Origin of the sequence: Bradyrhizobium sp. B124 (assembly GCF_038967635.1) — a bacterium.
In the GTDB taxonomy this organism is placed as follows: domain Bacteria; phylum Pseudomonadota; class Alphaproteobacteria; order Rhizobiales; family Xanthobacteraceae; genus Bradyrhizobium.
The window spans coordinates 1,668,365-1,693,526 of record NZ_CP152413.1 but is presented as its reverse complement, the minus strand read 5'-3'; the positions used below and the strand labels follow the sequence as shown (position 1 = coordinate 1,693,526).

Here is a 25,162-nt window from a genome sequence, read left to right as displayed (position 1 = left end):
TCGCGACCTAGCGACCTGTGACCAGCAGGCTGCGGCAGTGCCGCGCAATACTGACTTCCTCATTGGTCGGAATGATCAGTACGTCGACCGGGCTGCCCTTCGCGGCGATACGCTGCGCGCTCTGAGCATTTGCGGCTGCATCGACGCTGACGCCGAGCCAGGAGAGGCGATCGCAGATGCGCTGTCGGATTTCGGGGGCGTGCTCGCCGATGCCGCCGGCAAAAACCAGGCCATCGAGGCCGGCGAGGGCATTTGCCATCACGGCGACTTCTGCGGCGACACGAAATGTGAAGAGATCGACCGCTTCGCGAGCCGCAGGATCGTGGCTCGCCAGCAGGGCGCGCATGTCGGCTGACACCCCGGAGACGCCGAGCAGACCCGAATGTTCGTAGAGCAGGTGCTGCACGTCGTCGACCGACATTTTCTCTTGCTGCATGAGATAAAGCAGCACGCCGGGGTCGATCGTTCCACAGCGTGTCCCCATCACGAGACCGTCGAGTGGGGTCAATCCCATTGTGGTGTCGACGCTGTCGCCCTTTCGCAATGCGCAGAGGCTCGCACCATTGCCGAGGTGTGCCACGACGACGCGGCTGTCGGCCCATTGCGGGGCGATCGCGGCGAGTTGGCTCGCGACGTATTCGAAGGAGAGGCCATGGAAGCCGTAGCGGCGGATGCCGCGCTCCTCAAATTGCCGCGGAATGGCAAAGCGGCTCACTGGCGGCGCCAGGCGGTGATGGAAAGCCGTATCGAAGCAGGCGATCTGCGTCAGCTCCGGCTGCAGCGACAGCACGGCCCGAACCGGCGCCAGACAGCGCGGCTGATGCAGCGGCGCAAGCGGCGTCAACGCCTCCAGCACAGCGAGAGTCTGCCCTGTGATGACGACCGGCCGATAGAACGCACGCCCGCCATGGACGATGCGGTGGCCGACGGCGGCGAGCCTGCTGCCGTCGAGATAATCCTCGATCCAGGCAAATATATCGCTGAACAGGCCGTTGTCCTCCAACGTGCCGCTCGCGCGGCGCTTCTCGAACAGCTGCTTGCCCGAGGCATCGCTTACCACGATGCGCGGGGTCTTCTCCTGCTCGTCAAGCAGGCCCTTGCATTGCAGCTTTGGTTCGGCCGGCGCGATGTCGAAAAGGCCGAACTTGATGCTGGACGAGCCTGCGTTAAGCACCAGGACGCTGTCGGACATAGCGGGCTCTCTCGCGTTCGTTGCCTCAGTCAACAGATCTGTGACCTGTCGCGCCGTAGGGCCACACCCAGTCACGGATCTGCGGCATGTCCTCGCCATGCTCGCGCACGTAGCGGGTGTGCTCGGTCAGCGCGTCACGGAACTGCTGCTTGACGTGAGCTGCCGCGATGTCGAGCTCCGGCACGCGCTCGATTGCCTCGATGGCGAGATGGAAGCGGTCGAGACCGTTCAACACCACCATGTCGAACGGCGTCGTGGTGGTGCCTTCCTCCGCAAAGCCCCGCACGTGCATTCCATCATGATTGGTGCGGCTGTAGGTCAGGCGATGGATCAGATAGGGATAGCCGTGATAGGCGAAGATGACCGGCTTGTCGCGGGTGAACAGGCTGTCGAAGTTGCGGTCGGACAGGCCGTGCGGATGCTGCTCCGTCGGCTGCAGCGTCATCAGGTCGACCACGTTGACGACGCGGATCTTCAACTGCGGCAGGGCCTTGCGGAGCAGATCGACGGCGGCGAGCGTCTCCAGCGTCGGAACGTCGCCGGCGCAGGCCATCACCACGTCGGGCTCAGCGTCGACTGCTTCGGTGCCGGCCCAATTCCATATCCCGATGCCGGCTTCGCAATGGGTGATTGCCTCACGCATCGAAAGCCATTGTGGGGCAGGCTGCTTGCCCGCCACAATCACATTGATACGATCATAGGTACGCAGGCAGTGATCGGCGACCCAGAGCAGGGTGTTGGCATCGGGCGGGAAGTAGACGCGGACGATATCGGCCTTCTTGTTGGTGACGAGATCGACGAAGCCGGGATCCTGATGACTGAATCCGTTGTGGTCCTGACGCCAGACATGCGAGGTGAGGAGATAGTTCAGCGACGCGATCGGCCGCCGCCAGGGCAGCGCGCGCGAGACCTTCAGCCATTTGGCATGCTGATTGAACATCGAATCCACGATGTGGATGAAGGCCTCATAGCAGGAGAAGAAGCCGTGGCGGCCGGTGAGCAGATAGCCTTCGAGCCAGCCCTGGCAGAGATGCTCGCTCAGGACTTCCATCACGCGGCCGTCATGGGCGAGGTGGACGTCATAAGGTTCGATGCCCTCCATCCAGACCCGGTCGGTGGCCTCGAACACCGCGTCGAGCCGGTTGGATGCGGTTTCGTCCGGACCCATGATGCGGAAATTGCGGGCCTCCGCATTCAGCTCCACGACCTCGCGCAAGAACTTGCCGAGTTCTCGCGTGGCTTCGGCGACGGCGTCACCCGGAGCGGTGACTTCGACCGCATGCGCACGGAAATCCGGCAGCTTCAGTTCCCGCTTCAGGAGGCCCCCGTTGGCGTGCGGGTTCGCCCCCATCCGACGGTCGCCTGCTGGCGCAAGGGCTTGCAATTCAGGTACGAGCCGGCCGTTCGAATCGAACAGCTTGTCGGGCTCGTAGGTGCTCATCCAATGTTCGAGCAGTTTCAGATGCTCGGGGTTGCCGCGCGGATTGGCGATCGGCACCTGGTGTGCACGCCAGAAGCCTTCGACCTTCAGTCCGTCGACTTCCTTCGGTCCGGTCCAGCCCTTCGGGCTGCGCAGCACGATCATCGGCCATCGCGGTCGCTTAAGGCCGCCGGTCTGCTGGCGCGCGGCTTGCTGGATCGAGCGGATGCAGGCGAGCGCGGTATCGAGCGTGTCGGCCATCAACCGATGCATAGCACGCGGATCGTCGCCTTCGACGAATAGCGGTTCGTAACCGTAACCGATGAAGAGGCTGCGGACTTCCTGGTCATCCATCCGCCCAAGCACGGTGGGATTGGCAATCTTGTAGCCATTGAGGTGCAGGATTGGCAGCACTGCGCCGTCCTGCACCGGGTTCAAGAACTTGTTGGAATGCCAGGATGCCGCGAGCGGGCCGGTCTCGGCCTCGCCGTCGCCGACGACGCAAACGGCAATCAAATCGGGGTTGTCGAACACTGCGCCATACGCGTGAATCAGTGCATAGCCGAGCTCACCACCTTCGTGGATCGATCCGGGCGTCTCAGGCGCCGCGTGGCTCGGAATACCGCCGGGGAAGGAGAACTGGCGGAACAGCTTGCGCAAGCCGTCCGCGTCGCGCGTCACCTCCGGGTAAATTTCCGTGTATGTGCCTTCGAGATAGGTGTTCGCGACCATGCCGGGACCGCCGTGGCCGGGACCGCAGATGTAGATGACGTTGAGGTCGGAAGCGCGGATTGCGCGATTGAGGTGGGCATAAATGAAATTGAGCCCCGGCGTGGTGCCCCAATGTCCAAGTAGGCGCGGCTTGATGTGCTCAGGCTTCAGCGGCTCTTTCAGGAGAGGATTCGCCAGCAGATAGATCTGTCCAACGGAGAGATAATTGGCGGCTCGCCAATAGCGATCGAGCAGCTCAAGATCATCCGTGCGTGCTTGCTCGTTTGGAGTGGTCGCTGATTGCATGTCGCTCTCCCGTAATTCGAAGATGACCTTGGACGCCGCTATCGGTTCCACGTTAGAGGGCGAATATGACGGGAATGGCTTGAGCCAGCTCAAAGATGCACGCCAATTCGGACCAGATCGTCAACGTTCCCGGTGACGTGCATCAACCACGGGACGTTCAAGGAACGGAAAGCTCGATCTCGCAAACGGAACCGGACGTTCACGAGGTCAGTTTCGCTCGCGCTCCAGGAGTTCCGGTGATGCGTCGCTTCGTGGGCATGCCTGCGTTGGCGTGGCGCTACGCGGTCGAGGTCAACATCCGTCATCTGCCTGCGCTCTGTCGTCAGCTCACCCGGCGGGACAAAAAGATGCCCGGCAAAAGCGAGCCGGGCATTAAATATCGAGACAACCTCACGGGAGTATGGGGTGCTCGTCCTAGTAACTTTATGTAATCATGCGGCGGCCCGCGGCGATTTGAGCCAGCGCAAGGAATCGCAGATTGCTCCTCACCGCAAATGGGGGGCGGATGGCTCTTGCTCCAGGTCGTTTGGCACCATTCCATATGTCCTCAGCACGGTGGTTCTCGTCTCCGGATAGCCGGTACAGACGATAGCTGCGGCACCAGCATGGCCGAATGTCTTCCATAAGTGCTTGGCATGCTCTATCGCCGCTGCAGGGCTGCCGCACTTGGCCTGCTGGCCCGGAACGAGCCCGCCATCGGTCCGGTCGTACGGCAGGGCAATGAAATGCGTGATCCCGTCCATTGATGCCCCTTTCTCGTTCGCTCGACGTCACTCAGCAAAGCATTGTGCGGTGACAGCTATTTTGATCTGCCTCAGCTCATTTCGTTTGATCCGGATCAAGGCGGAATAGGCACATCTCGTTGCTGTTGAGGGTTCGAAAGGGAGCTTGCGTGCCTTTGAGCTCCCCTCTCTGGAAGATGGGCTGGTCAGCGTCATGGGAAACCTCGTGTATTTTCCGCAATCGCGTCGGGCGAACCACGAAGAGGTGGCGTCGAGAGCGGACATTCGCCATTCCTTCCGTCAAGTGTTGTTGATGCTCGAACTGCAACTGCTCCAGATCAGCGGCTTGGTCGCCGGGTGTCCGGCCGGAGAGGCCAGGACGAAGCTGCAGCAGCAGCACGACCAACTAGTCGGTCGCCTTGCGGCCACGCGGCAGCATGCGCGAGCGCTCATCGGCGATTGATGCCGGCTCACATCGCGGGCGATCGATCGCCCTGTTCGTCGCTATCCGAAAAATGAGCTCTGCTGCAGAATTCCGATAGGGGATTTTACGTGAGTTAAATCTCGCGGCTCAATAGTCCGCACCGGCGCAGGTGAGCCCATATTGACTTGCGCGTGCCTAGGTCAGATCGGGCAACCCATTTGCGGTAAATCAGTTGGTGAAAAGCGATGAATTTCAGAATTTCTTTGGCGCACCGCATCTACGCAATCGTCGGGTTGAGCTTTTGCGGGCTCACCGGCCTGGCCGCTATCCAAACAAGCAATTTGGCGGACGCGTTGCGCGGGCAGCGGCAGAGCGAGCTGAAGCACCTCACTCAGTTGGCTCTGAGCATTGCGCAGGAAGAGCATGACGCCGTCGCAGGCCGCGGCGCAGATGGAGACGTTGCCCGTCGCAACGCTGCAGCCAGAATCGGCGCACTAAGGTTCGGGAACGGAGATTACTTCTGGATCAACGATCTCGGCCCCACGATGATCAAGCATCCGATCAAGCCGGAACTCGATGGCAAAGACTTGCGTGACATCAAGGATCCGACCGGCAAGCGGCTCTTTGTCGAGTTTGCCGAGATCGTGAAGCGGAAGGGCGAAGGGTTCGTCGACTATCAGTGGCCGAAGCCGGGGTTGGATGCACCTCAGCCGAAGCTATCGTTTGTCGCGGGCTTTCAACCGTGGAATTGGGTCATTGGGACAGGAGTGTATGTCGACGATCTCCAGGCTCAGGTTTGGGAACGGGCACAACGCATCATCACGATTGCTGCAGCGATCGTACTTTCCGTGGGGCTGGTAACACTGCTGCTTGCCCGACGGGTATCCAAGGCTCTCGTCACAATGACGGACGCCCTTAACCGGTTAAGCGGCGGTGATTTCGACATGAAGCTCCCAGGGCTCGAGCGGCCCGATGAGCTGGGCGACATGGCGCGTTCAATCGAACAGTTCAGGGTCAGGGCTGCTGAAAAGGTTCGTGACGAGGCGAGGCAGGACGAGGAGAGGCGCCGCGCGACCGAGGAAGTCCGGGCGTCAGCATTGCAGCAGATGGCCGCAAATGTCGAGAACGCCACAAAAGTCGCTGTCGGCGAGGTTGCCTCCGGTACGGATCGGATGGCAAGGAACGCTTCCATGATGAGGGATACGGCACTTACGCTGGAGAGAAACAGCAGCAGTGTCGCTGCGGCTGCCGAAGAGGCACTTGCAAATGCGCAGACCGTCGCAAGAGCATCCTCGCAGCTCGCCGCGTCAATATCGCAGATCGCCGATCAGGTAGGGACGTCGCGTTCCTTGACGCTGGAGGCCGTGACGGCATCGACGGAAGCCCAGGCCACAATCGCCAAGCTGTCGGAAGCCGCGTCAAAGGTAGGAACTGTGACGAGCCTGATCAGCGAAATCGCCGGCCAGACGAACCTCCTGGCATTGAATGCCACAATCGAAGCAGCGCGAGCCGGGATCGCTGGCCGCGGTTTCGCGGTTGTCGCGGCCGAAGTGAAGTCGCTGGCCGAGCAGACTGCGAAAGCGACAAATGAGATCGCGCAGCAAATCACCGAAATCCAGGAGGCGACGCATGCATCGGTTGCATCCATCACGACCATTGGTGAGGTCATCCGCAGCGTCGAATCTGTGTCGGCCGCAATCTCAGCCGCGGTCGAGGAGCAAAACGCTGTCACGGCCGATATCTCGCGGACGGTCGAAGAGACCTCACACGCCGCCCGCGAGGTAGCATCCCAAATTGCCTCAGTGTCGACCGAAGCGGTCGAAACCGGCCGACGCGCCTCGGAAATGCACGACGGATCGACGGCTATTGCGGAGAATGTCGCCGAACTGCGCACGACGCTCATTCGTGTCATCCGTACGTCGACAACCGATGTTGATCGCCGGCTGTCTTCGCGCGTGCCTTTTCGGCGGTCTGGAGCATTGTTATGGCGCAGCGAGACGAAGCCTATCGAGGTCCGTGACGTGTCGCTCGGCGCGGTCTTGGTCGAGTGCAACTTGCCGGACGCAGCGATGGGCGAGTCGGTCGAGCTGACGATCGAGGGGCTTTCATTCCGGCTTGGCGGTGTTGTCGGGCGTATGGACCGCGGCTCGGTGTTGATCAATCTGAAGCTGACGGCAGAGAGCGAGAAAAAACTGTCTGAGATACTTTCAACCGAGCGCGCGCGGGCCGCAGTGGCTTAGGAACGGCTTCTCGGGGGTGATTTTGCTCGCAAGGTTGCCGGCTTGCCTTGCGCTTCGACAAGCGTCCTGGACGGCACTTCTCCAAAGGCAGATCGATACATCCTTGAGAACTCGCCCATGTGCCAAAAGCCGTGGGCCAGTGCGCTCGCCTTGACTGTGAGGCCGGGGTAGCCCATGCGCATATGCTGTCGAACAAGCCAAAGCTGACGTAGCCTTCGGTATTGATGAATGCCGGTGCCACAGATCGATTGTGCCGCGGCATGAAGCGTGCGAACTGAGATCCCGAGTTCGTTCGCTAGCTCATCGCATGTCTTGTTGGAGGCGGGGTTCGAAAAGATTGCATCGTCTATGCGATCAATGATCCGCTTATTGCGTTCCGCAATATTGGCTTTACCTCCTTCAAATGCCCCGCGACGAAGCACTTCATCGAGCGTCGAGAATAATGTTCCTTGTATTGCCAACAACTGGTGGCCGTTGACCGGCTTCGACTGGTGGGCCGCGAACCTCAACGTCGATCGTATAAGGGTCTGAAGATATGCCAACGAATCTTGTGGCAATCCAAGCAACAGGTAGCCGGCGCTCAACTCTGTCCATTTCGGAGCAAGAAGTTCCGGCCGCATGGAAAGAATGGCAACCAGCCGCGGCTCCGGTTCGAACACCGTACAGTTTGCGCTCTTGTTGATAACGATGATCGAATGACGGACTGCTTGTCCATTGAGACGCGCGGACGCGATTCGGTCCATCGGGACAACGAAGACGAGCCGCCCGGACAACTCGTAGCCGTTGATGATCCGTGGGAACGTTCGTACGAGAGAGAGCGTAGCCGAGGGCAAAGACAGACTGGCCCGCAGGACCGAAAACGGCTTTGCCGTGAGCGGAATGCTCGAAGCCTGCACATAACGCTCACTTTCGCGAAAATGATCGATGTCGGCATAGGCCTGCAGGTCGAGCGCGGGCGATGCAGAGAGGCCGTCGAAGAGCATTTGCTGTAACTCGATTGGGCGATCCGCGGACTATTGTACCGGCGGCGCCCAATTGAAATTACGTACAATTACTTATGCCTCGGGGAGCGGTGGCCCCTCGGCTAGAGCCCGGCAGCGATCGCGATCCGCATCAGCTCCGACATGCTGCGGACATTGGTCTTGGCCATCAGGTTCGCCCTGTAGACCTCGACCGTGCGCGGGCTGATGCCAAGGTCGTGGGCGATCACCTTGTTGATCTTGCCTGCCACGAGGCCCCGCAGAACGTCACGCTCGCGCGGCGAGAGGTCCACCAGGCGAGCTTCGGCTTCGCGCTTGACCGTATCGTCGGCCGGTGCCGCCGACTGTGTTTGCAAGGCTTCGCCGATTGCACGCAACAGCGCCTCGTCCTCGAACGGCTTTTCGATGAAGTCAACAGCTCCGGCCTTCATGGCCTCGACCGCGAGCGAGACGTCTCCGTGGCCAGTCATCAGAATGACCGGACATGCTACCGCGTCGGCCTTCAGTTTGCGGACCAGTTCGAGGCCGCTCATGCCGGGCATGCGAATATCAGATACGATGCAGTCGACCGTGCTGCTCTTGAACTGATCGAGAAAATCGGTCGCCGTCTCGTGCGTCGTTACGGCAAACCCGTTGACGTCGAGGAGAAAGGCCAGTGAATCCCGCATCGCTGGATCATCGTCGATCACGAGAATTGTGCGCCGCGTCATCATGCTTATTCTCCGTCCTCCGCGAAGGGAAGGATGAACTGAAAAACCGTGCCGCCACCGGTGTTTGGCATCACGTCGATGCGTCCGCCATGGGATTCGATGATGGTCCGGCAGATCGAGAGGCCGACGCCCATGCCATGCTCCTTGGTCGTGATGAAAGGCTGAAACAGGCGGTCGGCGATGTCAGGGCTGATGCCCGGACCGGTATCGGCAATGGTGAACGTCGCAACACCGTTAGTCTTGGCGACGCCGACGGTCAATTCGCGGCGCGGGCTGGAGGCCATAGCCTCGATCGCATTGCGAACCAGGTTGAGCACGACCTGCTGAATCTGGATCTTGTCGACGATGATCGAGGGCATGTCCCGGTCGCTGCGGATCGCCACCCGAACGCCCTGCTCCTTGGCGCCGAGCAGCGCGAGCGCGACGGCCTCTTCAAGCAGGGTGGCGGGGCTCTCCAGGGAGTGTTGCGTTTCGCCCTTGGCGACGAATTCGCGCAGGCGCTTGATGATGTCGCCGGCCCGCAGTGCTTGCTGCGCGGCCCGCTCGAGCGCGTCCCGGATGCGGGCAGCTTCCGGCGTTTCCGGCGCCAGCAGCGCCCTCGCACCGCGCATGTAGTTCGTGATGGCCGAGAGCGGCTGGTTGATCTCATGCGCGATCGAGGACGCCATCTCCCCCATGGCAGTCAGGCGCGATACATGGACCAGCTCGGACTGCAGCTCCTGAAGCCGCCGTTCCTGCGCGCGGCGCTCGGTGAGATCGCGGATAAAGCCGGTGAAAAAGCGCTCTCCGCGTACCTTGGCCTCGCCGACCGCGAGCTCCATAGGAAAGGTCGAGCCGTCGCTCCGTTCTCCGACCACGATGCGGCCAATGCCGATGATGCGCCGCTCGCCGGTCGAAAGGTAGCGTTCGAGGTACCGGTCGTGCTCGCCGCGATAGGGCTGTGGCATCAGACTCGAAACGTTCTTACCGACGACCTGGTCCGGTTTCCAGCCAAACAGTCGCTCGGCTGCCGCGCTGAAGGAACGAATCATGCCGTGGTCGTCGATGACGATCATCGCGTCAGGGACCGTGTCGAGGATCGACTGCAGATGGGCTTGGCGATTTCGAGCCTGGTCGCTTTCCCTCAACAGCCGGTCGCCTATGAAGCCAAGGATCGGGCCGAGGATCGCAAAGCAGACGATATCGATCAGATTCGCGGGCTCAGTGACCAGGCTCCAGCCGAGGAATTTGGCGCTGACGACGAGGCAGAGCAGGGTGGTGGCGATCGCCGGACCACGGCCGCCGGCGAAAGCGGCAAACAGCACGGCGGGCACGTAGATGATCGTAAAGGTCCGGTCCTCGAAATAATTATCAAGCCCCGCGCGCACCACGAATACAAGCGCGGCCGCTGCCGCGGCAGTGCCATAGCGGTACCAGATGCGGTCAGTCATATTTCCCCGGCAAGACCCTCAGCGTGTTCAATCCTACAACGTTCGGACGCTTTATGCCACCAGCCACTCTATCCGGGGTAGTTGCGAGCTGGCCTATTTGACCCAGGCACGCCAATGTGTGGGCTGCACCAGGATGCGTTCGGCAGTCTTCGCCGTCACCCAGCCACCCAGGATGCGGCGGCATGGAAAGACGAGCTTGTGAATGGCGTTGCCCTCGATCACGGCGAGTTCAAGATCTCGACCGAAGGGGGCCGTCGCGACCCCCTCCCATGTCGCGCTGACGCCCGCTTCTGGGCGCTCTGGAGCGTCGCGTGTTGGCACGTCAGGCTGCCTCCTGAATAGCCTCGTCGACGCCGCTGGTCTTTCGTGCAAACAGGTTCAGCTCGATCGTGCCCAGCGAACGCGCGGTCTCGATCGCGTACGTCGCGTCGTTCGCGCTACGCGCGGCGACGCCCTTGGCCCAGTCCTGCAGAGCCGTGATCTTCTCGGCCGCCGAGGCGGTGGAGTTGAACCTGCGGAAAAGCTCCCAGGCTTCGTTCGATTCGATCTGGATCTGCTCGAACCAGTGCTGGTTTGCCTCGATCAGTTTCTCCGAGAATTCCGACTGCACCGCCATCGCCCGCTTCGCGTAGCTCTGGATGGCGTCGGAGACGGGACGGGCTTCGCTATGGTCTGTCATGTCCAACATCCTTCGTTGTAGGGAGCATTGCTTCTCATGCGGGCGGCCCCTGCGCGTTGACGCGTGTCAACTCGATAGCTTCTGGCCCGCGTGATTCTCGCGACCAGGCTAGCTGCGCTTGGGACTGACGACGGCACCGGTTCGCAGATTGATGAAGTGGACGCCGTCGCAGGCAGCGCAGGAGATCGAGTGCAGATCGTCAGCCAGGGGCTCGGACGCGTCGGCCGGTAGCAGGCCTTGAACTCGATCGCCGGTATTTGGACACGAGAAGATGATGGGGCGCCAAGCCCTTATGTCTGCCATTTGCACGATCCTGACGGACGAGCATCCTTAACGGTGGCGCGGCGCTCCGTTTTGATGCAGATCAAAATTCCGGTCGGATGGTCGGATCGGGGCAGGCGGCGGCCTAGAACGGTCGGCGCCGACGGAGCTGGCGGGTGCTTGACCTGGCGGGTTGCCTGACCGGCCGCTTTGGCGGCAAGCGCATCCTGGCGAACGTCACGACGGCAATCGCCAGTACCCCCATCGAGGCAAGCAGGTTCTGCAACATGATTTTGGTCTCCTGACAGGGCGTCAGCATCGTCGATCATCGGTCGCGTCGCCTTGATTTCCGTCAAGCGCAGGCGTTGAGGGAGATCAAGGCAGACGAGCCTGTTGCGTGTGACCCTGGTGGCAGGCGATGGAAGGAGATCAGAAATGCGCGCACATCAGATCATGGCAAGACACGTCATCACTGTCGGAGCCGAGACATCCATTCTCGACGCCGCCAAACTGATGATGGATCACCATATCAGCGGCCTGCCGGTGGTCGATGCGGCCGGAAGACTGGTCGGAATCCTGTCGGAGAGCGATTTTCTGCGGCGAAGCGAGATCGGCACGCAACGCCGGCGTGGCCGCTGGTTTCAGTTCCTTCTCGGCTCCGGCTATGCAGCCGCGGACTTCGTCCACGAGCGCGGGCGGAAGGTCGGAGAGATCATGTCGTGCGATCCCGTCACCGTGACGGAAGAAACGCCTCTGCCTGATCTGGTCGATCTCATGGAGAAGAAGGGCGTCAAGCGGCTGCCGGTGATGAGCGACGGGCGCCTCGTTGGCCTCGTGACACGCGCGGACCTGCTGCGGGCAGTCGCGTCCATCGCGCACCAGATTCCAGATCCCACGGCGGATGACGAGCACATCCACGATCGCATCGTACGGGCACTCGACGGTGCAAACTGGTGTCCGCTCGGGCTGCAAGTCTCGGTGCGCAACGGCGTGGTGCACCTCCGCGGGGTCATCATGGATGAGCGGGCGAGACAGGCGGCGATTGTCGCCGCGGAGAATGCCGCCGGCGTCAAGGAGGTGCATGATCATCTGTGCTACGTCGACACCTATTCCGGCTTCTATATCCAGTCCGTGGAAGACGAACGAGCGGCTGCCGCCAAAGCGGTGAGGCAGACGGCAGGATGATCGTTCGCCCCGCAATCATACTGATCCCGTTGATCGCGATCGCAGTGATCAGCGCCGATGTCGTGGGATTCGCCGCAACGCTGCTTGCGATCTGCGCGATCGTGGGCTTCGCGATCGCTGCCGCCGGATGGACCGCTAGCCGAAAGGCGACATCAATACCGGCAGTCCGGCCGGGATCCGCAGACTGGAAATCTCGCTACGAATAGTACCTCGTCCGGTCCGGTTGTCGTTCCTGATCACGTGAGCCGCACGAAATGCGCGTGGTCCGCGCGATCGAGATCGTTCAAGGCTCTGCTCGCCTTCGATATTCGCCGCAGCAAGACATCTGCTCCTTGCACGACATTCTTGCGAAAGATCAATACCGGCATCGCGCACTCATGGCAGCGTAAACAACAACCAACCAGCCCATGCGAGGATGCCATGCCATCATTTGACGTTCGTTTCATCAAGACCGTTTGCGACGACACCGGCCACGAACATCGCGCCTGTCAGGCAACGTTCAAGGTCGACGCCGCCTCGCTTTCCACGGCTGCACAGCTTGCCGAGGCCGACTTCTGCAGACAGAAGGGTGTCCGAGACTGGACGATCTTTGCCGACTCCATGGAGCTTCGAACACCGCCGGCATTGCCATCAGCCTGGGGCGGCTAACGATTTTGGCAGCGGTCACGATCGGTTGCCGCGACATCGCGCGTTTGACCAAGATCAAATCGGGAATCGGATCTCTCCGCTAGAGGTGGAGAACCAGAACGGGGCTTGAGAAATGACCGACCGATCAGCTGGCAATAGCTCGCCGCAATTCGAGAATCTACTCGGCCGCTTGCGAGCATTTCTTGCTCGGCGACACGAATTCGATCTCATGACGCCTCGAGAGGTCGACGAGATCGCTCACGAGCTCAACCTCTCGACGTCGGACCTTCGTGCGCTAGCCCGCGAGCAAGGCTCGCCGGAATTGCTGAGCAAGCGTCTCGAGCATGCAGGCTTGTCCGAGCAGATGCTCGCTTCTTCCCATTGCGATGTGTTGCGTGATCTGCAGCGAGTGTGCGGCCTGTGCCGTGAGAAGGCACGTTGCGCCGCGGATCTGGCGCGGGAGCGGCGGGCCAGTCCGGCAAAATACTGTCCAAACGAACTGACTCTGACCGCGCTGAGCCGCGGCGCCAGCGGCTCGCGGCATGGCGCAGGAATTGATGCCGATCAAGCGACGACCGGCCAGATTGTGTTTTCCATGACGTCATCGCACCCAAAGAAAGCCTCCACATGACAGGTCCATCTTCCGTTTCAAAGTCGATGACGATGGGCGAAGCCGGCTTGGCGTCGGCACTCGCAGTTTTTGCCTTCGTTAGCTTTCTCGGCGCTGCGATGGGCCATGATGCGGCGTTCAGTTTTCACGCGTCGCTTGCTTGCGCCGCCAGCCTGATCTCCGTGATCATGATCGGCAATCGGTACCTTGATCGTCCGGCCGAGCTGCCTCCGGCGGAGATCGGCGGCCGCCCCAATTACAATCTCGGCCCGATCAAGTTCGCTTCCGCCATGGCGATGTTCTGGGGCATCGCGGGTTTCGCCGTGGGTCTGATCATCGCCTCGCAACTGGCGTGGCCGGCGCTCAATTTCGATCTGCCCTGGACGACATTTGGCCGCCTGCGGCCGCTGCATACGTCGGCCGTGATCTTCGCGTTCGGCGGCAACGTCCTGATCGCAACGTCGTTCTATGTCGTGCAAAAGACCTGCCGGACGCGCCTTGCAGGCGACCTGTCGCCCTGGTTCGTCGTGGTCGGCTACAACTTCTTCATCCTGATCGCCGGCACGGGCTATCTGCTCGGCGTGACTCAGTCGAAGGAATACGCCGAGCCGGAATGGTACGCCGATCTCTGGCTGACGATCGTCTGGGTGACGTATCTGCTCGTGTTCCTGATGACGCTCGTGAAGCGCAAGGAGCCGCATATCTTCGTCGCCAACTGGTTCTACCTGGCGTTCATCATCACGATCGCGGTGCTCCATCTCGGCAACAACCCCGCGCTGCCGGTCTCCTTCCTCGGCTCGAAGTCCTATATCGCCTGGGGCGGTGTGCAGGATGCGATGTTCCAGTGGTGGTACGGCCACAACGCGGTCGGCTTCTTCCTGACCGCCGGCTTCCTGGCGATCATGTACTACTTCATTCCGAAGCGGGCGGAGCGTCCGGTTTACTCCTACCGGCTGTCGATCATCCATTTCTGGGCGCTGATCTTCCTCTACATCTGGGCCGGGCCGCATCATCTGCACTACACGGCGCTGCCGGACTGGGCGCAGACGCTCGGCATGACGTTCTCGATCATGCTCTGGATGCCGTCCTGGGGCGGCATGATCAACGGCCTGATGACGCTGTCGGGAGCTTGGGACAAGCTGCGGACCGATCCCGTGCTGCGCATGATGGTGGTGTCGGTCGCTTTCTACGGCATGTCGACCTTTGAAGGCCCGATGATGTCGATCAAGGTTGTCAACTCGCTGAGCCACTACACCGACTGGACCATCGGCCATGTGCATTCCGGTGCATTGGGCTGGGTCGGCTTCGTCTCGTTCGGCGCGCTGTATTGCCTCGTCCCGTGGCTCTGGAATCGCCAGCTCTACAGCCTGAAGCTCGTCAACTGGCACTTCTGGATCTCGACGATCGGCATCGTGCTCTACATTTCCGCGATGTGGGTGTCGGGAATCCTGCAGGGCCTGATGTGGCGTGCCTACACTTCGCTCGGCTTCCTCGAATACTCCTTCATCGAGTCCGTCGAGGCCATGCATCCCTTCTACATCATCCGCGCGGCCGGCGGCGCGCTGTTCCTGGTCGGCGCCCTGATCATGGCCTTCAATCTCTGGATGACGGTCAATGCCGGCCAAGCCAGCGAAACCGAGGGCGCCGGTGCTCTCCAGCCTGCCGAATAGGTCACGATATGTCTCTCTGGAATCGACACAAGATCTTTGAGAAGAACTCGATCATTTTGATCGTCGGCATTCTCGTCGTCATCGCCATCGGCGGACTGGTCGAGATCACGCCGCTGTTCTACCTGAAGAGCACGATCGAGGCGGTCGACGGCGTGCGGCCCTATACGCCGCTCGAGCTCGCCGGCCGCAACATCTATGTCCGCGAGGGCTGCTATCTCTGCCATTCGCAGATGATCCGGCCGCTGCGCGACGAGGTCGAGCGCTACGGCCACTATTCGCTGGCCGCCGAGAGCATGTACGACCACCCGTTCCAGTGGGGTTCCAAGCGCACCGGACCGGACCTGGCGCGCGTCGGCGGCAAGTACTCCGACGACTGGCACGTCACGCACCTGATCAATCCACGCTCAATCGTCCCGCAATCGGTGATGCCCGGATACCCGGCGCTCGCCAGGACGGAGCTCGACCCGTCCGACGCCATGGCCCATCTGCGGACCAACCGCGCGGTCGGCGTGCCCTATACCGACGAGCAGATCGCCAACGCGGCCGCCGATCTGAAAGCACAGGTCGACCCCGACAGCCCCGGCTCCGATGCGTTCCAGAAGCGCTATCCGAAGGCGGTGGTCCGTAACTTCGACGGCAAGGCCGGTAATCCGACCGAGCTCGACGCGCTGATCGCCTACCTGCAGATGCTCGGCACGCTCGTCGACTTCAAGCTCTACAACGAAAAAGCCAATCTGCGCTGAGGGCACGAGATGAAAGCAATCATTCAAGTCGAGAATTTTGCGTCGAGCCTGGTCGGCACTCTCTGGACGCCCATCTTCGTTGGAATCTTCATCGCCATCGTCGCCTACGCGCTGTGGCCCCGCAACAAATCTCTCTTCGACGCCGCGGCCCGGATGCCGCTGCGGGAGGACTGACCGATCATGAGCGAGCACAATGAGATCGACCGCGTTTCCGGCCGCAGCACGACCGGTCATGAGTGGGACGGCATCAAGGAGCTGAACACGCCGCTGCCGCGGTGGTGGGTCCTGACATTCTATGCCACGATCATCTGGGCGATCGGCTATTGGGTCGTCTATCCGGCCTGGCCGCTGGTCTCGGGCTACACCACCGGTCTGTTCCAGTATTCCACCCGCGCAAGTGTCGCGACCGACCTTGCCGATCTCGAGAAGCTGCGCGGCGAGAAGATGGCGGTGCTCGGCAATGCGTCGCTGGCCGACATCGAGAAGGATCCCGCTCTGCTGGCGCTGGCTCGCGCCCGCGGCAGGACCGTGTTCGCCGACAATTGCGCGCCCTGCCACGGCAGCGGCGGCGCGGGTACAAAGGGCTATCCGAATCTGAACGACGACGACTGGCTGTGGGGCGGCTCGCTTGACCAGATCATGCAGACCATCCAGTTCGGCGCACGTTCCGGGCACGCAAAGACCCATGAAGGGCAGATGCTGGCGTTCGGCCGCGACGGCGTCCTCAAGAAGGACGAGATCGTGACCGTCGCGAACTATGTGCGCTCCCTTTCCGGCCTTTCCACCGCGCCGAAGTTCGACCCCGCCGCCGGGAAGAAGCTCTTCACCGAGAATTGCACCAGCTGCCACGGTGACAACGGCAAGGGCAACCCGGAGCTCGGTGCGCCGAACCTGACCGACCAGATCTGGCTCTATGGCTCCGATGAGGAGACGCTGGTCGAGACCATCACCAACGGCCGCGCCGGCGTCATGCCGGCCTGGGTCGGCCGCCTGGACCCTGTCACCGTCAAGGCGCTGGCGGTCTATGTGCACTCGTTGGGTGGCGGCAAGTAGCCGCCACCGCGAGGGGCCGGGATCATTGACCGAGGTCAAACCCGGACACGGTGCAGGGATGTAGGTTTCAACCAGAGCCTCACTCGAGCAACCCATGAACAAGCCCGTGTCGCCTGATGAACTCATAACCGACGAAGACGGGCCGCTTTATGCGCCTCGCAAGAAGGTTTTTCCCCAAAGCGTCTCAGGCCGATTCCGCTCGATCAAATGGCGGCTGATGGCCGTCTGTCTCGGCGTCTACTATCTGCTGCCGTTCGTGCGCTGGCATCGGGGCCTCGGCGCGCCCGACCAGGCGGTCCTGATCGATTTTCCAAACCGACGCTTCTATTTCTTCTTCATCGAGCTGTGGCCGCAGGAAATCTACTATTTCACCGGCCTTCTGGTGCTGGCGGCGCTCGCCTTGTTCCTGATGAATGCGCTGGGTGGGCGGATCTGGTGCGGCTATCTCTGCCCGCAGACGGTCTGGACCGATCTGTTCTATGCGGTCGAGCGGCTGGTCGAAGGTGACCGCCGCGCGCAGATGAAGGCCGACGCTGGCCCAATGACCGCAAAGCGAGCCGGTCGCCGTGCGTTGAAGCACGCAATCTGGCTGATGATCGCCTGGTGGACGGGTGGCGCCTGGGTGCTCTACTTCGCCGATGCGCCGACCCTGGTGCGCGACCTTGCGACCTTTCAGGCGCCGGCGATCGCCTATGTCTGGATCGCGATGCTGACCGCATCGACCTATCTGCTGGCCGGCTACATGCGCGAGCAGGTCTGCGTCTATATGTGCCCGTGGCCGCGGATACAGGCCGCGCTGACCGACGAGTGGGCGCTCAACGTCACATACAAATACGATCGCGGTGAGCCGCGTTGTTCGGTCAAGAAGGCGTTCGACATTCGCTCGCTCGGCGAGAAGGCCGGCGATTGCATCGATTGCAACCAGTGCGTTGCCGTGTGCCCGACCGGAATCGACATCCGTGATGGCGCGCAACTCGGCTGCATCCAGTGCGGCCTGTGCATCGATGCCTGTGATGCCGTCATGACAAAGGTCAGCCGCGAGACCGGCCTGATCGGATACGACAACGATATCAACGTTCAGCGGCGCGTTGCCGGCAAGCAGGAGATTTTCAAGCCCGTTCGCGCCCGTACCGTCGTCTACGCCAGCCTGATCACCGTCGTCTGCGCTGTGATGCTTTACGCGTTGATGTCGCGAACCCTGCTCGACGTCAATGTGCTCCATGACCGCAACCCAATTGCGGTGCGTCTCAGTGACGGCGCGATCCGCAACGGATACACGCTGCGTTTCCTCAACAAGCGCGGCTTTGATCGCGTGATCGCGATCGATGTCGATGGGCCAGCCGACGCGAAGCTGCACGTCATCGGTGCGGACTCCGTGACGCCAGACCGTCCGATGATCGTCCTTGGCCGCGACACCACCACCGAGCTTCGCGTGTTGGTGACGGCGCCGTTCGATGAAAAGGCGGAAAAGTCGGTGCCGGTCACGTTCCGCGTCACCGACATCGGCCTCGGAGAGATCGCCTCCGCGACCGACCACTTCGTCCTTCCCTAACCACGGAAATCTCGCCATGGCAGCCTCTCGTCCAGCCGCGCGACCCATCACCGGACGTTTCGTCCTGGTCACGACGATCGCATTCTTCGCCGTCGTCATCAGCGTGAATATGGTCATGATGCGCCTTGCCATTTCGACTCTTCCGGGCACAGAGGTCGACAGCGCCTATAGTGCGAGCCTCGCCTACCAACACGAGATCGATGCGGCCAGGCAGCAGAACGAGCGCGATTGGCGGGTCCAGGCCCATATCGATCGGCGGCCTGACGGCAGCGCCGCAATAGCACTCGAGGCGCGCGACCACGCCGGCGTGCCTCTGACCGGATTGAGCTTCCTCGCTCGACTCGAACGACCGATCGATCGTCGCGCCGATCGGGCAATCGAGATTGGCGAGGCCGGGGGTGGGAGCTATAGCGGCCGCGCCGAAGGCGTCGCGGCAGGGCAGTGGGACCTCGTGATCGAGGGCGACGCCGATGGCCGGCGCATGTTCCTGTCGAAGAACCGAATCCTGCTGAACTGAAGGTGCATCCCATGCAGCCGGATATCGATTTCTCTCACTATCTGAAGAGCGCGGGTACCGGGCTCATCCATCTCGATCTCGCAGTCGAGGGCATCAATTGCGCGGGCTGCATGGCCAAGATCGAGCGTAATCTGTCGACCATACCGGACGTCACCTCGGCCCGCGTGAACCTGACCGACAGCCGCCTGGCCCTGGAATGGAAGGCGGGTGCACTTGATCCGGCGCTGTTTGTAAGCCGGCTCGCCGAGCTCGGCTACAAGGCCTATCCGTTCGAGCGGAATGATGCCGAAACGCTGGAAGCGCAGCGAGCGCAAGGCTTGTTGCGACGACTGGGCGTCGCGGCCTTTGCCGCGATGAACGTCATGATGCTGTCGGTCCCGGTATGGTCCGGCAACGTCTCCGACATGCTGCCGGAACAGCGCGACTTCTTTCACTGGCTGTCGGCGCTGATCGTGCTGCCGGCCGCCGCCTATTCGGCGCAGCCCTTCTTTTCGTCGGCGCTGTCAGCGCTGCGGGCACGCGGCGTCAACATGGACGTGCCGATCAGCATCGGCATCGTGCTTGCGCTGGCGACCTCGGTGATCGAGACCCTCAACCACGCCGAACACGCCTATTTCGATGCCGCTATCATGCTGATCGCATTCCTGCTCGCTGGCCGCTACCTCGACCAGAACATGCGGCGGCGTACCCGTGCCTTTGCCGGCAACCTGGCTGCCCTCAAGGCGGAGACCGCGACGAAGTTCATCAGTCCGACTGAGATCAGAACGGTCCCGGTAGCTGCGATCCGGCCCGGCGACATCGTGCTGCTGCGGCCCGGCGAGCGCTGTTCGGTCGATGGCAACGTGATCGAGGGCCGCTCGGAGGTCGACCAGAGCCTGATCACGGGCGAAACCTTGCCGGCGATAGCGACGCCTGGCAGCGCTGTGTTCGCGGGCACGCTGATCCGTACCGGAACATTGCGCGTCCGCGCATCGGCCGCCTCGGGTGGTACGTTGCTGGATGAGATATCTCAGCTGCTCGATCGCGCGCTGCAGGCGCGCTCGCGCTATCTTCGATTGGCGGAGCGGGCCTCGAGGCTCTATGCCCCGGTGGTGCACGCGACCGCGTTGCTCACGATGCTGGGCTGGCTGGCCTATGGCGCGAGCTTTCATGATTCGATCGTGACAGCGATTGCAGTCCTGATCATCACCTGTCCCTGCGCACTGGGTCTTGCCATTCCGGCGGTGCAGACCGTCGCGTCCGGCGCGCTGTTCGGCTCGGGCGTGCTGCTCAACGCCGGCGATGCGATCGAGCGGCTTGCCGAGATCGACCGGGTGATCTTCGACAAGACAGGTACATTGACGCTGCCCGAGCTCGATGTCGCCAATGTCGCGGAAATCCCGGACGATGTCGTGAGGCTTGCAGGCCGGCTGGCGCTCTCGAGTCGTCATCCGGTCGCTGCCGCGGTCGCGCGCAAGGCGGGTACGGCCTCACCGTTGCCCGATATCCAGGAAGAGCCGGGGCAGGGTGTCTACGGCCTTTACGAGGGGCGTCCGATCCGGCTGGGTCGCCCGTCATTCTGCGGCGCTGATGACCTCGCCAACGAGATCCTGTGCCACGATACGGAAGCATCCGTCGTCGCATTCAGCTATGGCGAGAGCAGATATGTCTTCGCCGTTCGGCAACGGCTGCGGCCGGACGCGGCCGAGGTGGTGGCAGGGCTGGCGCGTATGGGCATCGCCGTCGAGATCGTGTCCGGAGATCGCGAACACGCGGTCCGCCTCGCGGCCGAGGTGCTCGGCGTGCATGAATGGCGTGCGGAAGTGTCTCCGGTCGACAAGATCGACCGGATCGAGGAGCTGGCGCGCCAAGGCTGCAAGGTGCTGATGGTCGGCGACGGCCTGAACGATGCGCCAGCGCTGGCTGCCGCGCACGCCTCAATGTCGCCCGTTACGGCGACCCACATGAGCCAGGCGGTCGCCGATGCGGTCTTTCTCGGCGAACGTCTCGTGCCAGTGCTGACAGCGGTCAAGGTGTCCCGCAAGGCGTTGCGGTTGATGCGGCAGAATCTCTGGCTTGCCGTCGTTTACAATGTGCTGGCGGTACCGATCGCGGTTGCCGGCCTGGTCACACCGCTGATCGCCGCGGCGGCGATGTCGGGTTCATCGGTGATCGTGATGCTGAACGCGCTGAGAGCACGAACGACGGAGACGGGCTGATGGAAGTTCTGGTTATTCTGGTGCCGCTGGCGCTCGCGCTTGGCTTTGCCGGGCTACTCGGCTTTCTATGGTCGCTCAAGAGCGGCCAATATGACGACCTCGATGGCGCGGCATGGCGCGCCATCGCCGACGACGAGCCCGTCAGCGGTCAGGGTCAGTCCAAATAATGAAAATACACGAGTGAAACCGCCGATGCGATCGTCAACGCGGTGCAGGCGAGCGCCAGCAGGAGTGTCCAGTCCGTCCGCCGCGATTGCGACACCCGAGACCGCAGGAGCAGGACCGAGACCAGCCGGTTGATGGTACCAAACCGTGCCATTATCAGCAGCAGCACATCGGCAGCACGTCAGGCCGCCAATAGCGCCAGTGTGTCGCGGACACCATGACGGGTTGCATCGTGGTGGCATCGAACCATCCGTCAGCGCGCCGGACACAGGGGAAACCGAGCGGATGTTGATCGTCATCGATTACAGCAAGCTGGATCGCGCAGCCGAACGGGGCGGACGCGATGTCCCGCCATCCCAACAAAGTCAGCGCTCGAATCGTCGAGGTCAAAAGCCGACGCATATCGTAAGTTACTCCGCTGAAGCATTTATCGTGACACGCTCACTCGCTTGAACGGTTGACGTAGCGCAATCGCAGAGCTGGAAACTGACACTCTCGATGAAATGATTGGGGCGTTGATCGCATGCCTCGGCCGCGATGGTGCTGCAACAGCTTACGTGGCCCAGGAGTTCGCCTCGCAATATCGCCGATCTCAGAGGCCGCCGAGCCTTGAGCTAGGTCAATGCGTCCCCATCGATCCGCTATAGATTGAAGCTCTGGTCCGACTGGTTCCCGTTCTATCGCTGGAAGTTGCCGCCTCAAATACCGGGGCCTGTCAGGCACGTCGAGGTGGTAATGATACGGTTAGCTGATGCCGAAGCAATACTCGACGAAGTTGAGCGCGACGCCGCCGAGTTGCTATCCGAGGAGCTTCGGAAACTAGTGCAGCAGTACGTTGAGGAGCAACGCGTGGCCCTCAAAGTGCTTCGCAAGCTCTATCATCAATAGGAGTTAGCCCGACAAAGCGGAGGTACGACACGGCGTCGCGCCGGAGGGGATTGCAATTTGTCGCGCGGACAAGCGCGCAAAGGAACAGGTTGAAAGAGCTGTCGAGCAACAACATCTTTCTACAGCTATCCGATCAGAACCTGAAGGATTAGTATTCTGCCATGAGCGTGCGACACATTGGGTCGCCATCTTCGGATGCATGCGTTCTGCTGGGCGTACTGGCGCTAATCGCTTTCTTCGCACTTTAGCTTGATGTTGTGCGCCATAATGCCGCGCGCGACCGTGCGTGCCGCAACTCGCGCGGTCGTTAGGCTTCATTCGATGCGGGCGGTTACGGCCGGTCAGCATATTTGGATCACTGGCCCTGTGCTGCGGGGGCGTCTTCGTGACCGACGCGGGTCGCGCGTTGTGAGATCGCGTTGTGAGATAGCGACAAGTCTCGTTTCGCCGTTTGCGCCGGCTTCGACGAATTCTCGGTTTGACGCCCAGGAGCGATACGTATGGTCGCAGCATGCATGGCAGCCCGGCAGGAAGTTTCCTGCCGGGCTGCGTCATCGGCGTTCCCGAGGGCAGGTCGGGCCGCTCGATGACCGGTGATCGCAGTTGCCTTCGTTAGCAGCGCGTTGGACGCTCGACGCCCATCGGGATGTCGAGCTCTCTTTTCGATGCCCAACGATCGCCAGCATCGCGGTAGCAATCGGATGCAGGGCAGTGCGACGCCCTCCGCCGAACCCGGCGACCAGTGATCAGATATCGCCGAGTCGGCACCAGGCGAGGTCGATCAACGTACCGATCCGCGCGGATTGAGCTTGTAGTTGCTTGCGGTTCTCCGGATTTTCGATCTTTTCGATCACAATGGATGTTTGTGCATGAGTGATCTGAAGGGCAAAAACCGCCTCTTGTAGCGCCTCGCGCGCCTTCTGCCGGTGAGCACTCCAAGGCTCAGACGAATCGATCGGCGCTGCCCGGCATACCAGCGACGGCGCGGGGCGGTGGCGCCTACGTCGATCGAGGTTGGCGATGTCCGGCATGGTGCTTCTCCCTTCGCGTGCGCTCGGTGTTGATGTCGTGTCGAGGGATATTGAGGGCATCGACTTAATTGCTTGATCAATCCGATTATCGGAATCCGGCAAATTGTGGGAATCTTGTGATTAACCATTTGAAAACGGCATATGCCGATAAATTATCGGTATATGCATATAACGCAGGTGCTCGATGAAGCAGGTTGTGTCGCCAATGCCCGAGGAACTGGCCGTGGTGGGTAGTTGCTGCGCCGCCTTCAATGTCCGGAAGGCAAGCCGCGTGATCACCCGGCTCTATGCCGAGGCTCTCGCACCCGTCGGGGTGGAGCCAACGCAATTCATGCTGCTCGTTGCCTGTGCGCGGCAAGGGACTGTGACCATGGGGGCACTTGCGGTGAGGATGTCGATGGACCCAAGCGCGCTCGCGCGCAACGTCTCAATTCTTGCGCGCCGCGGTCTGGTGAGAATCGCGCCCGGAGCGGACCGTCGCGTGCGCGACATCTCTATCTCCTCCAGCGGCAGGCAGGTCTTGTCTCGCGCGCTACCGCGCTGGAGAGAAGTACAGGCGAAGCTGGCCCAACGGTTCGGCGAAGACAGTTTCCGGTCGGCGGTCGAACTGATGAAGGGAATTGCGCGCACGGGTGAGGCCCTGCTGGATCATCCGCTTTCCTAGGAGGTCACGATGCCTGTCCGTTGGCTCGATCCATCGCCGGTCCTGCGCATCGAGCGTTTCAACAGTTTCGACGAATTTCGTCCGAACGATGTTATCGGCGGAATGAGAAGCACGCCGCTGGATTCCTCGCCCATCTCGGTCTCGCGGAGCATTCTGGCGCTTCCTGATTGCCTTCTCGTGCTGCAGCGATCTTTCGCCCGGCGAATGGAGGGGGATCTCGGAGCCAATCGCGGGGTTGGAGTCGTTGTTCCTCTGGCCTTCCACGCGACGATGAACGGGAACGCGGTCGGCGATTCTACGATCGGAGTCATCCGCGGCCGGGCGCCCGTCGATGTCGTCGAACGACATGCAAATACCTACCTCATGCTGCGCTTCGGCTCCGACATGCGCAATCGCGGATGGGCCGACTTCGAGAGCGGAATAGAGCTGTTCAGGCTGACACCGGCGAAGATGTTGGCGATACGATCGGCGATTCTGGACATGTTTTGCCTGGCGTCCAGCTGTAGGGAACTCAAGGAGTTCGAGCTATTGAGCGGGCAGCTGCAGGAGACGCTTATAGCCGGGCTCGACAGCGCCTTGGTCGAGGACAGCGTCAAGCGGGCACTGCCCGGCTCGTTCGACCGGCATCGGAAGCTGGTCGAGCACCTGGATGAACTGGTGGCCGCGATCGGCGAGGCCGACCCTTACAGTGCTAGTCTCGCGCAGACGCTAGGCGTTTCCGTTCGTACGCTCCAAACCGCGGTACAGCAGGTCTGCGGCGTTAGCCTGCATCAACATTTGCGATCGAAACGCATGTGGTCGGTCCGCAAGCTCCTCGTCAAAGGAGGCCCGCTCCTTACGGTGACCGCGGCAGCGCGGGCCAACGGCTTCTGGCACATGAGCGATTTCGCCAGATGTTATGGCCACGCATTTGGCGAGATGCCTTCGGAAACCCTCGCACGGGCGCGAGGGGCCTAGTTGGCGAGAGCACCGCGTTCGCGTTTGGGGCAGCGGTATCCAGCTGGTCGCCAGCAATCGGTCACGACGAGGCAGAATCGGCAGCGTGACCGAACGGATTGAAGAAGGCGGCTTGGTTTCTCAAAGCTCGACGAAGTTAAGGCTTACCCGGTCGGCAAGGTGCCTGAGTTGCTGGGCGAAGCTGTTGGCCCGCGCCTCCGGCCGGGCCGGCCTGAATCCCGTCTCTA

Annotated in this window: 27 protein-coding genes; 18 read left to right on the top strand and 9 right to left on the bottom strand. The window is 61.7% G+C overall.

Features of this window, described 5'->3' with window-relative positions:
- Positions 1–7: 7 nt before the first annotated feature.
- Together AAFG13_RS08060 and AAFG13_RS08055 are read right to left on the bottom strand one after the other, a co-directional pair.
- Positions 8–1,192, bottom strand: coding sequence for an acetate/propionate family kinase (locus AAFG13_RS08060; RefSeq protein WP_342711685.1), 1,185 nt, complete (start codon positions 1,190–1,192; stop codon positions 8–10).
- Between the two features lie 25 nt (positions 1,193–1,217).
- A complete protein-coding gene (locus AAFG13_RS08055; RefSeq protein WP_342711684.1) occupies positions 1,218–3,629 on the bottom strand; it encodes a phosphoketolase family protein in 2,412 nt (803 codons plus the stop codon).
- 95 nt (positions 3,630–3,724) lie between these two features.
- Here AAFG13_RS08055 and AAFG13_RS08050 point away from each other — a divergent pair, with 95 nt between their 5' ends.
- Positions 3,725–4,060 carry a hypothetical protein gene (locus AAFG13_RS08050; protein WP_342711683.1) on the top strand — a complete coding sequence of 112 codons (336 nt, stop codon included), beginning with the start codon at positions 3,725–3,727 and terminating at the stop codon, positions 4,058–4,060.
- Positions 4,061–4,114: 54 nt separating this feature from the next.
- On the opposite strand, the gene AAFG13_RS08045 is transcribed toward AAFG13_RS08050, so the two are convergent.
- Complete coding sequence (locus AAFG13_RS08045) at positions 4,115–4,372, bottom strand: hypothetical protein (protein ID WP_342711682.1); 258 nt, start codon at positions 4,370–4,372, stop codon at positions 4,115–4,117.
- A gap of 145 nt (positions 4,373–4,517) precedes the next feature.
- Here AAFG13_RS08045 and AAFG13_RS08040 point away from each other — a divergent pair, with 145 nt between their 5' ends.
- Both AAFG13_RS08040 and AAFG13_RS08035 read left to right on the top strand, forming a co-directional pair.
- Positions 4,518–4,814 (top strand): hypothetical protein, encoded by a 297-nt coding sequence (locus AAFG13_RS08040; protein ID WP_249131868.1) that lies wholly within the window; start codon positions 4,518–4,520, stop codon positions 4,812–4,814.
- Positions 4,815–5,020: 206 nt separating this feature from the next.
- Positions 5,021–7,015 carry a cache domain-containing protein gene (locus tag AAFG13_RS08035; protein WP_212313144.1) on the top strand — a complete coding sequence of 665 codons (1,995 nt, stop codon included), beginning with the start codon at positions 5,021–5,023 and terminating at the stop codon, positions 7,013–7,015.
- Here AAFG13_RS08035 and AAFG13_RS08030 read toward each other — a convergent pair.
- The 5 genes from AAFG13_RS08030 to AAFG13_RS08010 all read right to left on the bottom strand — a co-directional run bounded on the left by AAFG13_RS08030 (position 7,012) and on the right by AAFG13_RS08010 (position 10,814).
- Complete coding sequence (locus tag AAFG13_RS08030) at positions 7,012–7,998, bottom strand: helix-turn-helix domain-containing protein (protein ID WP_342711681.1); 987 nt, start codon at positions 7,996–7,998, stop codon at positions 7,012–7,014. The two genes, AAFG13_RS08035 and AAFG13_RS08030, sit on opposite strands and share 4 nt — an antisense overlap.
- A gap of 101 nt (positions 7,999–8,099) precedes the next feature.
- Positions 8,100–8,708: a response regulator FixJ gene (fixJ, locus tag AAFG13_RS08025; RefSeq protein ID WP_212313140.1), complete on the bottom strand. Its 609-nt coding sequence runs from the start codon at positions 8,706–8,708 to the stop codon at positions 8,100–8,102.
- Positions 8,709–8,710: 2 nt separating this feature from the next.
- Positions 8,711–10,135 carry a PAS domain S-box protein gene (locus tag AAFG13_RS08020; RefSeq protein WP_212313138.1) on the bottom strand — a complete coding sequence of 475 codons (1,425 nt, stop codon included), beginning with the start codon at positions 10,133–10,135 and terminating at the stop codon, positions 8,711–8,713.
- A gap of 93 nt (positions 10,136–10,228) precedes the next feature.
- Positions 10,229–10,456, bottom strand: a complete 228-nt coding sequence (locus tag AAFG13_RS08015; RefSeq protein WP_342711680.1) for a hypothetical protein — start codon at positions 10,454–10,456, stop codon at positions 10,229–10,231.
- Position 10,457: 1 nt separating this feature from the next.
- The gene (locus AAFG13_RS08010) at positions 10,458–10,814 is read right to left on the bottom strand and encodes a hypothetical protein (protein WP_212313130.1); all 357 of its coding nucleotides are present in this window, start codon (positions 10,812–10,814) and stop codon (positions 10,458–10,460) included.
- 437 nt (positions 10,815–11,251) lie between these two features.
- Between AAFG13_RS08010 and AAFG13_RS08005 the strand changes: the two genes are divergently transcribed.
- The 13 genes from AAFG13_RS08005 (at position 11,252) to AAFG13_RS07945 (ending at position 22,283) form a co-directional block, all read left to right on the top strand.
- Positions 11,252–11,380, top strand: a complete 129-nt coding sequence (locus AAFG13_RS08005; protein WP_283815085.1) for a hypothetical protein — start codon at positions 11,252–11,254, stop codon at positions 11,378–11,380.
- Positions 11,381–11,510: 130 nt separating this feature from the next.
- Entirely contained in the window at positions 11,511–12,260 is a 750-nt protein-coding gene (locus AAFG13_RS08000) for a CBS domain-containing protein (protein ID WP_342713567.1), read from the top strand.
- A 240-nt stretch (positions 12,261–12,500) separates the two neighbouring features.
- Complete coding sequence (locus AAFG13_RS07995; protein WP_342711679.1) at positions 12,501–12,908, top strand: hypothetical protein; 408 nt, start codon at positions 12,501–12,503, stop codon at positions 12,906–12,908.
- Between the two features lie 112 nt (positions 12,909–13,020).
- Entirely contained in the window at positions 13,021–13,518 is a 498-nt protein-coding gene (locus AAFG13_RS07990) for a hypothetical protein (protein WP_342711678.1), read from the top strand.
- On the top strand, positions 13,515–15,167 hold the full coding sequence (gene ccoN, locus AAFG13_RS07985) for a cytochrome-c oxidase, cbb3-type subunit I (protein ID WP_212313126.1): 1,653 nt from the start codon (positions 13,515–13,517) through the stop codon (positions 15,165–15,167). Before AAFG13_RS07990 ends, ccoN begins: the two co-directional genes overlap by 4 nt.
- 8 nt (positions 15,168–15,175) lie before the next feature.
- Positions 15,176–15,910, top strand: a complete 735-nt coding sequence (ccoO, locus tag AAFG13_RS07980; RefSeq protein ID WP_212313124.1) for a cytochrome-c oxidase, cbb3-type subunit II — start codon at positions 15,176–15,178, stop codon at positions 15,908–15,910.
- Between the two features lie 9 nt (positions 15,911–15,919).
- Positions 15,920–16,084: a cbb3-type cytochrome c oxidase subunit 3 gene (locus AAFG13_RS07975; RefSeq protein ID WP_097673061.1), complete on the top strand. Its 165-nt coding sequence runs from the start codon at positions 15,920–15,922 to the stop codon at positions 16,082–16,084.
- 6 nt (positions 16,085–16,090) lie between these two features.
- On the top strand, positions 16,091–16,963 hold the full coding sequence (gene ccoP / locus AAFG13_RS07970; RefSeq protein WP_342711677.1) for a cytochrome-c oxidase, cbb3-type subunit III: 873 nt from the start codon (positions 16,091–16,093) through the stop codon (positions 16,961–16,963).
- Between the two features lie 94 nt (positions 16,964–17,057).
- Positions 17,058–18,515, top strand: coding sequence for a cytochrome c oxidase accessory protein CcoG (gene ccoG / locus AAFG13_RS07965; RefSeq protein ID WP_212313120.1), 1,458 nt, complete (start codon positions 17,058–17,060; stop codon positions 18,513–18,515).
- A 16-nt stretch (positions 18,516–18,531) separates the two neighbouring features.
- Complete coding sequence (locus tag AAFG13_RS07960; protein WP_342711676.1) at positions 18,532–19,032, top strand: FixH family protein; 501 nt, start codon at positions 18,532–18,534, stop codon at positions 19,030–19,032.
- An 11-nt stretch (positions 19,033–19,043) separates the two neighbouring features.
- The gene (locus AAFG13_RS07955; RefSeq protein ID WP_342711675.1) at positions 19,044–21,230 is read left to right on the top strand and encodes a heavy metal translocating P-type ATPase; all 2,187 of its coding nucleotides are present in this window, start codon (positions 19,044–19,046) and stop codon (positions 21,228–21,230) included.
- Positions 21,230–21,397 carry a cbb3-type cytochrome oxidase assembly protein CcoS gene (gene ccoS / locus AAFG13_RS07950; RefSeq protein WP_212313114.1) on the top strand — a complete coding sequence of 56 codons (168 nt, stop codon included), beginning with the start codon at positions 21,230–21,232 and terminating at the stop codon, positions 21,395–21,397. Before AAFG13_RS07955 ends, ccoS begins: the two co-directional genes overlap by 1 nt.
- Positions 21,398–22,043: 646 nt before the next feature.
- The gene (locus AAFG13_RS07945) at positions 22,044–22,283 is read left to right on the top strand and encodes a hypothetical protein (RefSeq protein ID WP_342711674.1); all 240 of its coding nucleotides are present in this window, start codon (positions 22,044–22,046) and stop codon (positions 22,281–22,283) included.
- Positions 22,284–23,029: 746 nt separating this feature from the next.
- Here the strand turns inward: AAFG13_RS07945 and AAFG13_RS07940 are convergent.
- Entirely contained in the window at positions 23,030–23,314 is a 285-nt protein-coding gene (locus AAFG13_RS07940) for a hypothetical protein (protein WP_342711673.1), read from the bottom strand.
- Between the two features lie 184 nt (positions 23,315–23,498).
- Here AAFG13_RS07940 and AAFG13_RS07935 point away from each other — a divergent pair, with 184 nt between their 5' ends.
- Positions 23,499–23,978, top strand: coding sequence for a MarR family transcriptional regulator (locus AAFG13_RS07935; protein ID WP_342711672.1), 480 nt, complete (start codon positions 23,499–23,501; stop codon positions 23,976–23,978).
- A gap of 9 nt (positions 23,979–23,987) precedes the next feature.
- The gene (locus tag AAFG13_RS07930; protein WP_342711671.1) at positions 23,988–24,935 is read left to right on the top strand and encodes a helix-turn-helix domain-containing protein; all 948 of its coding nucleotides are present in this window, start codon (positions 23,988–23,990) and stop codon (positions 24,933–24,935) included.
- Positions 24,936–25,162: the final 227 nt, after the last annotated feature.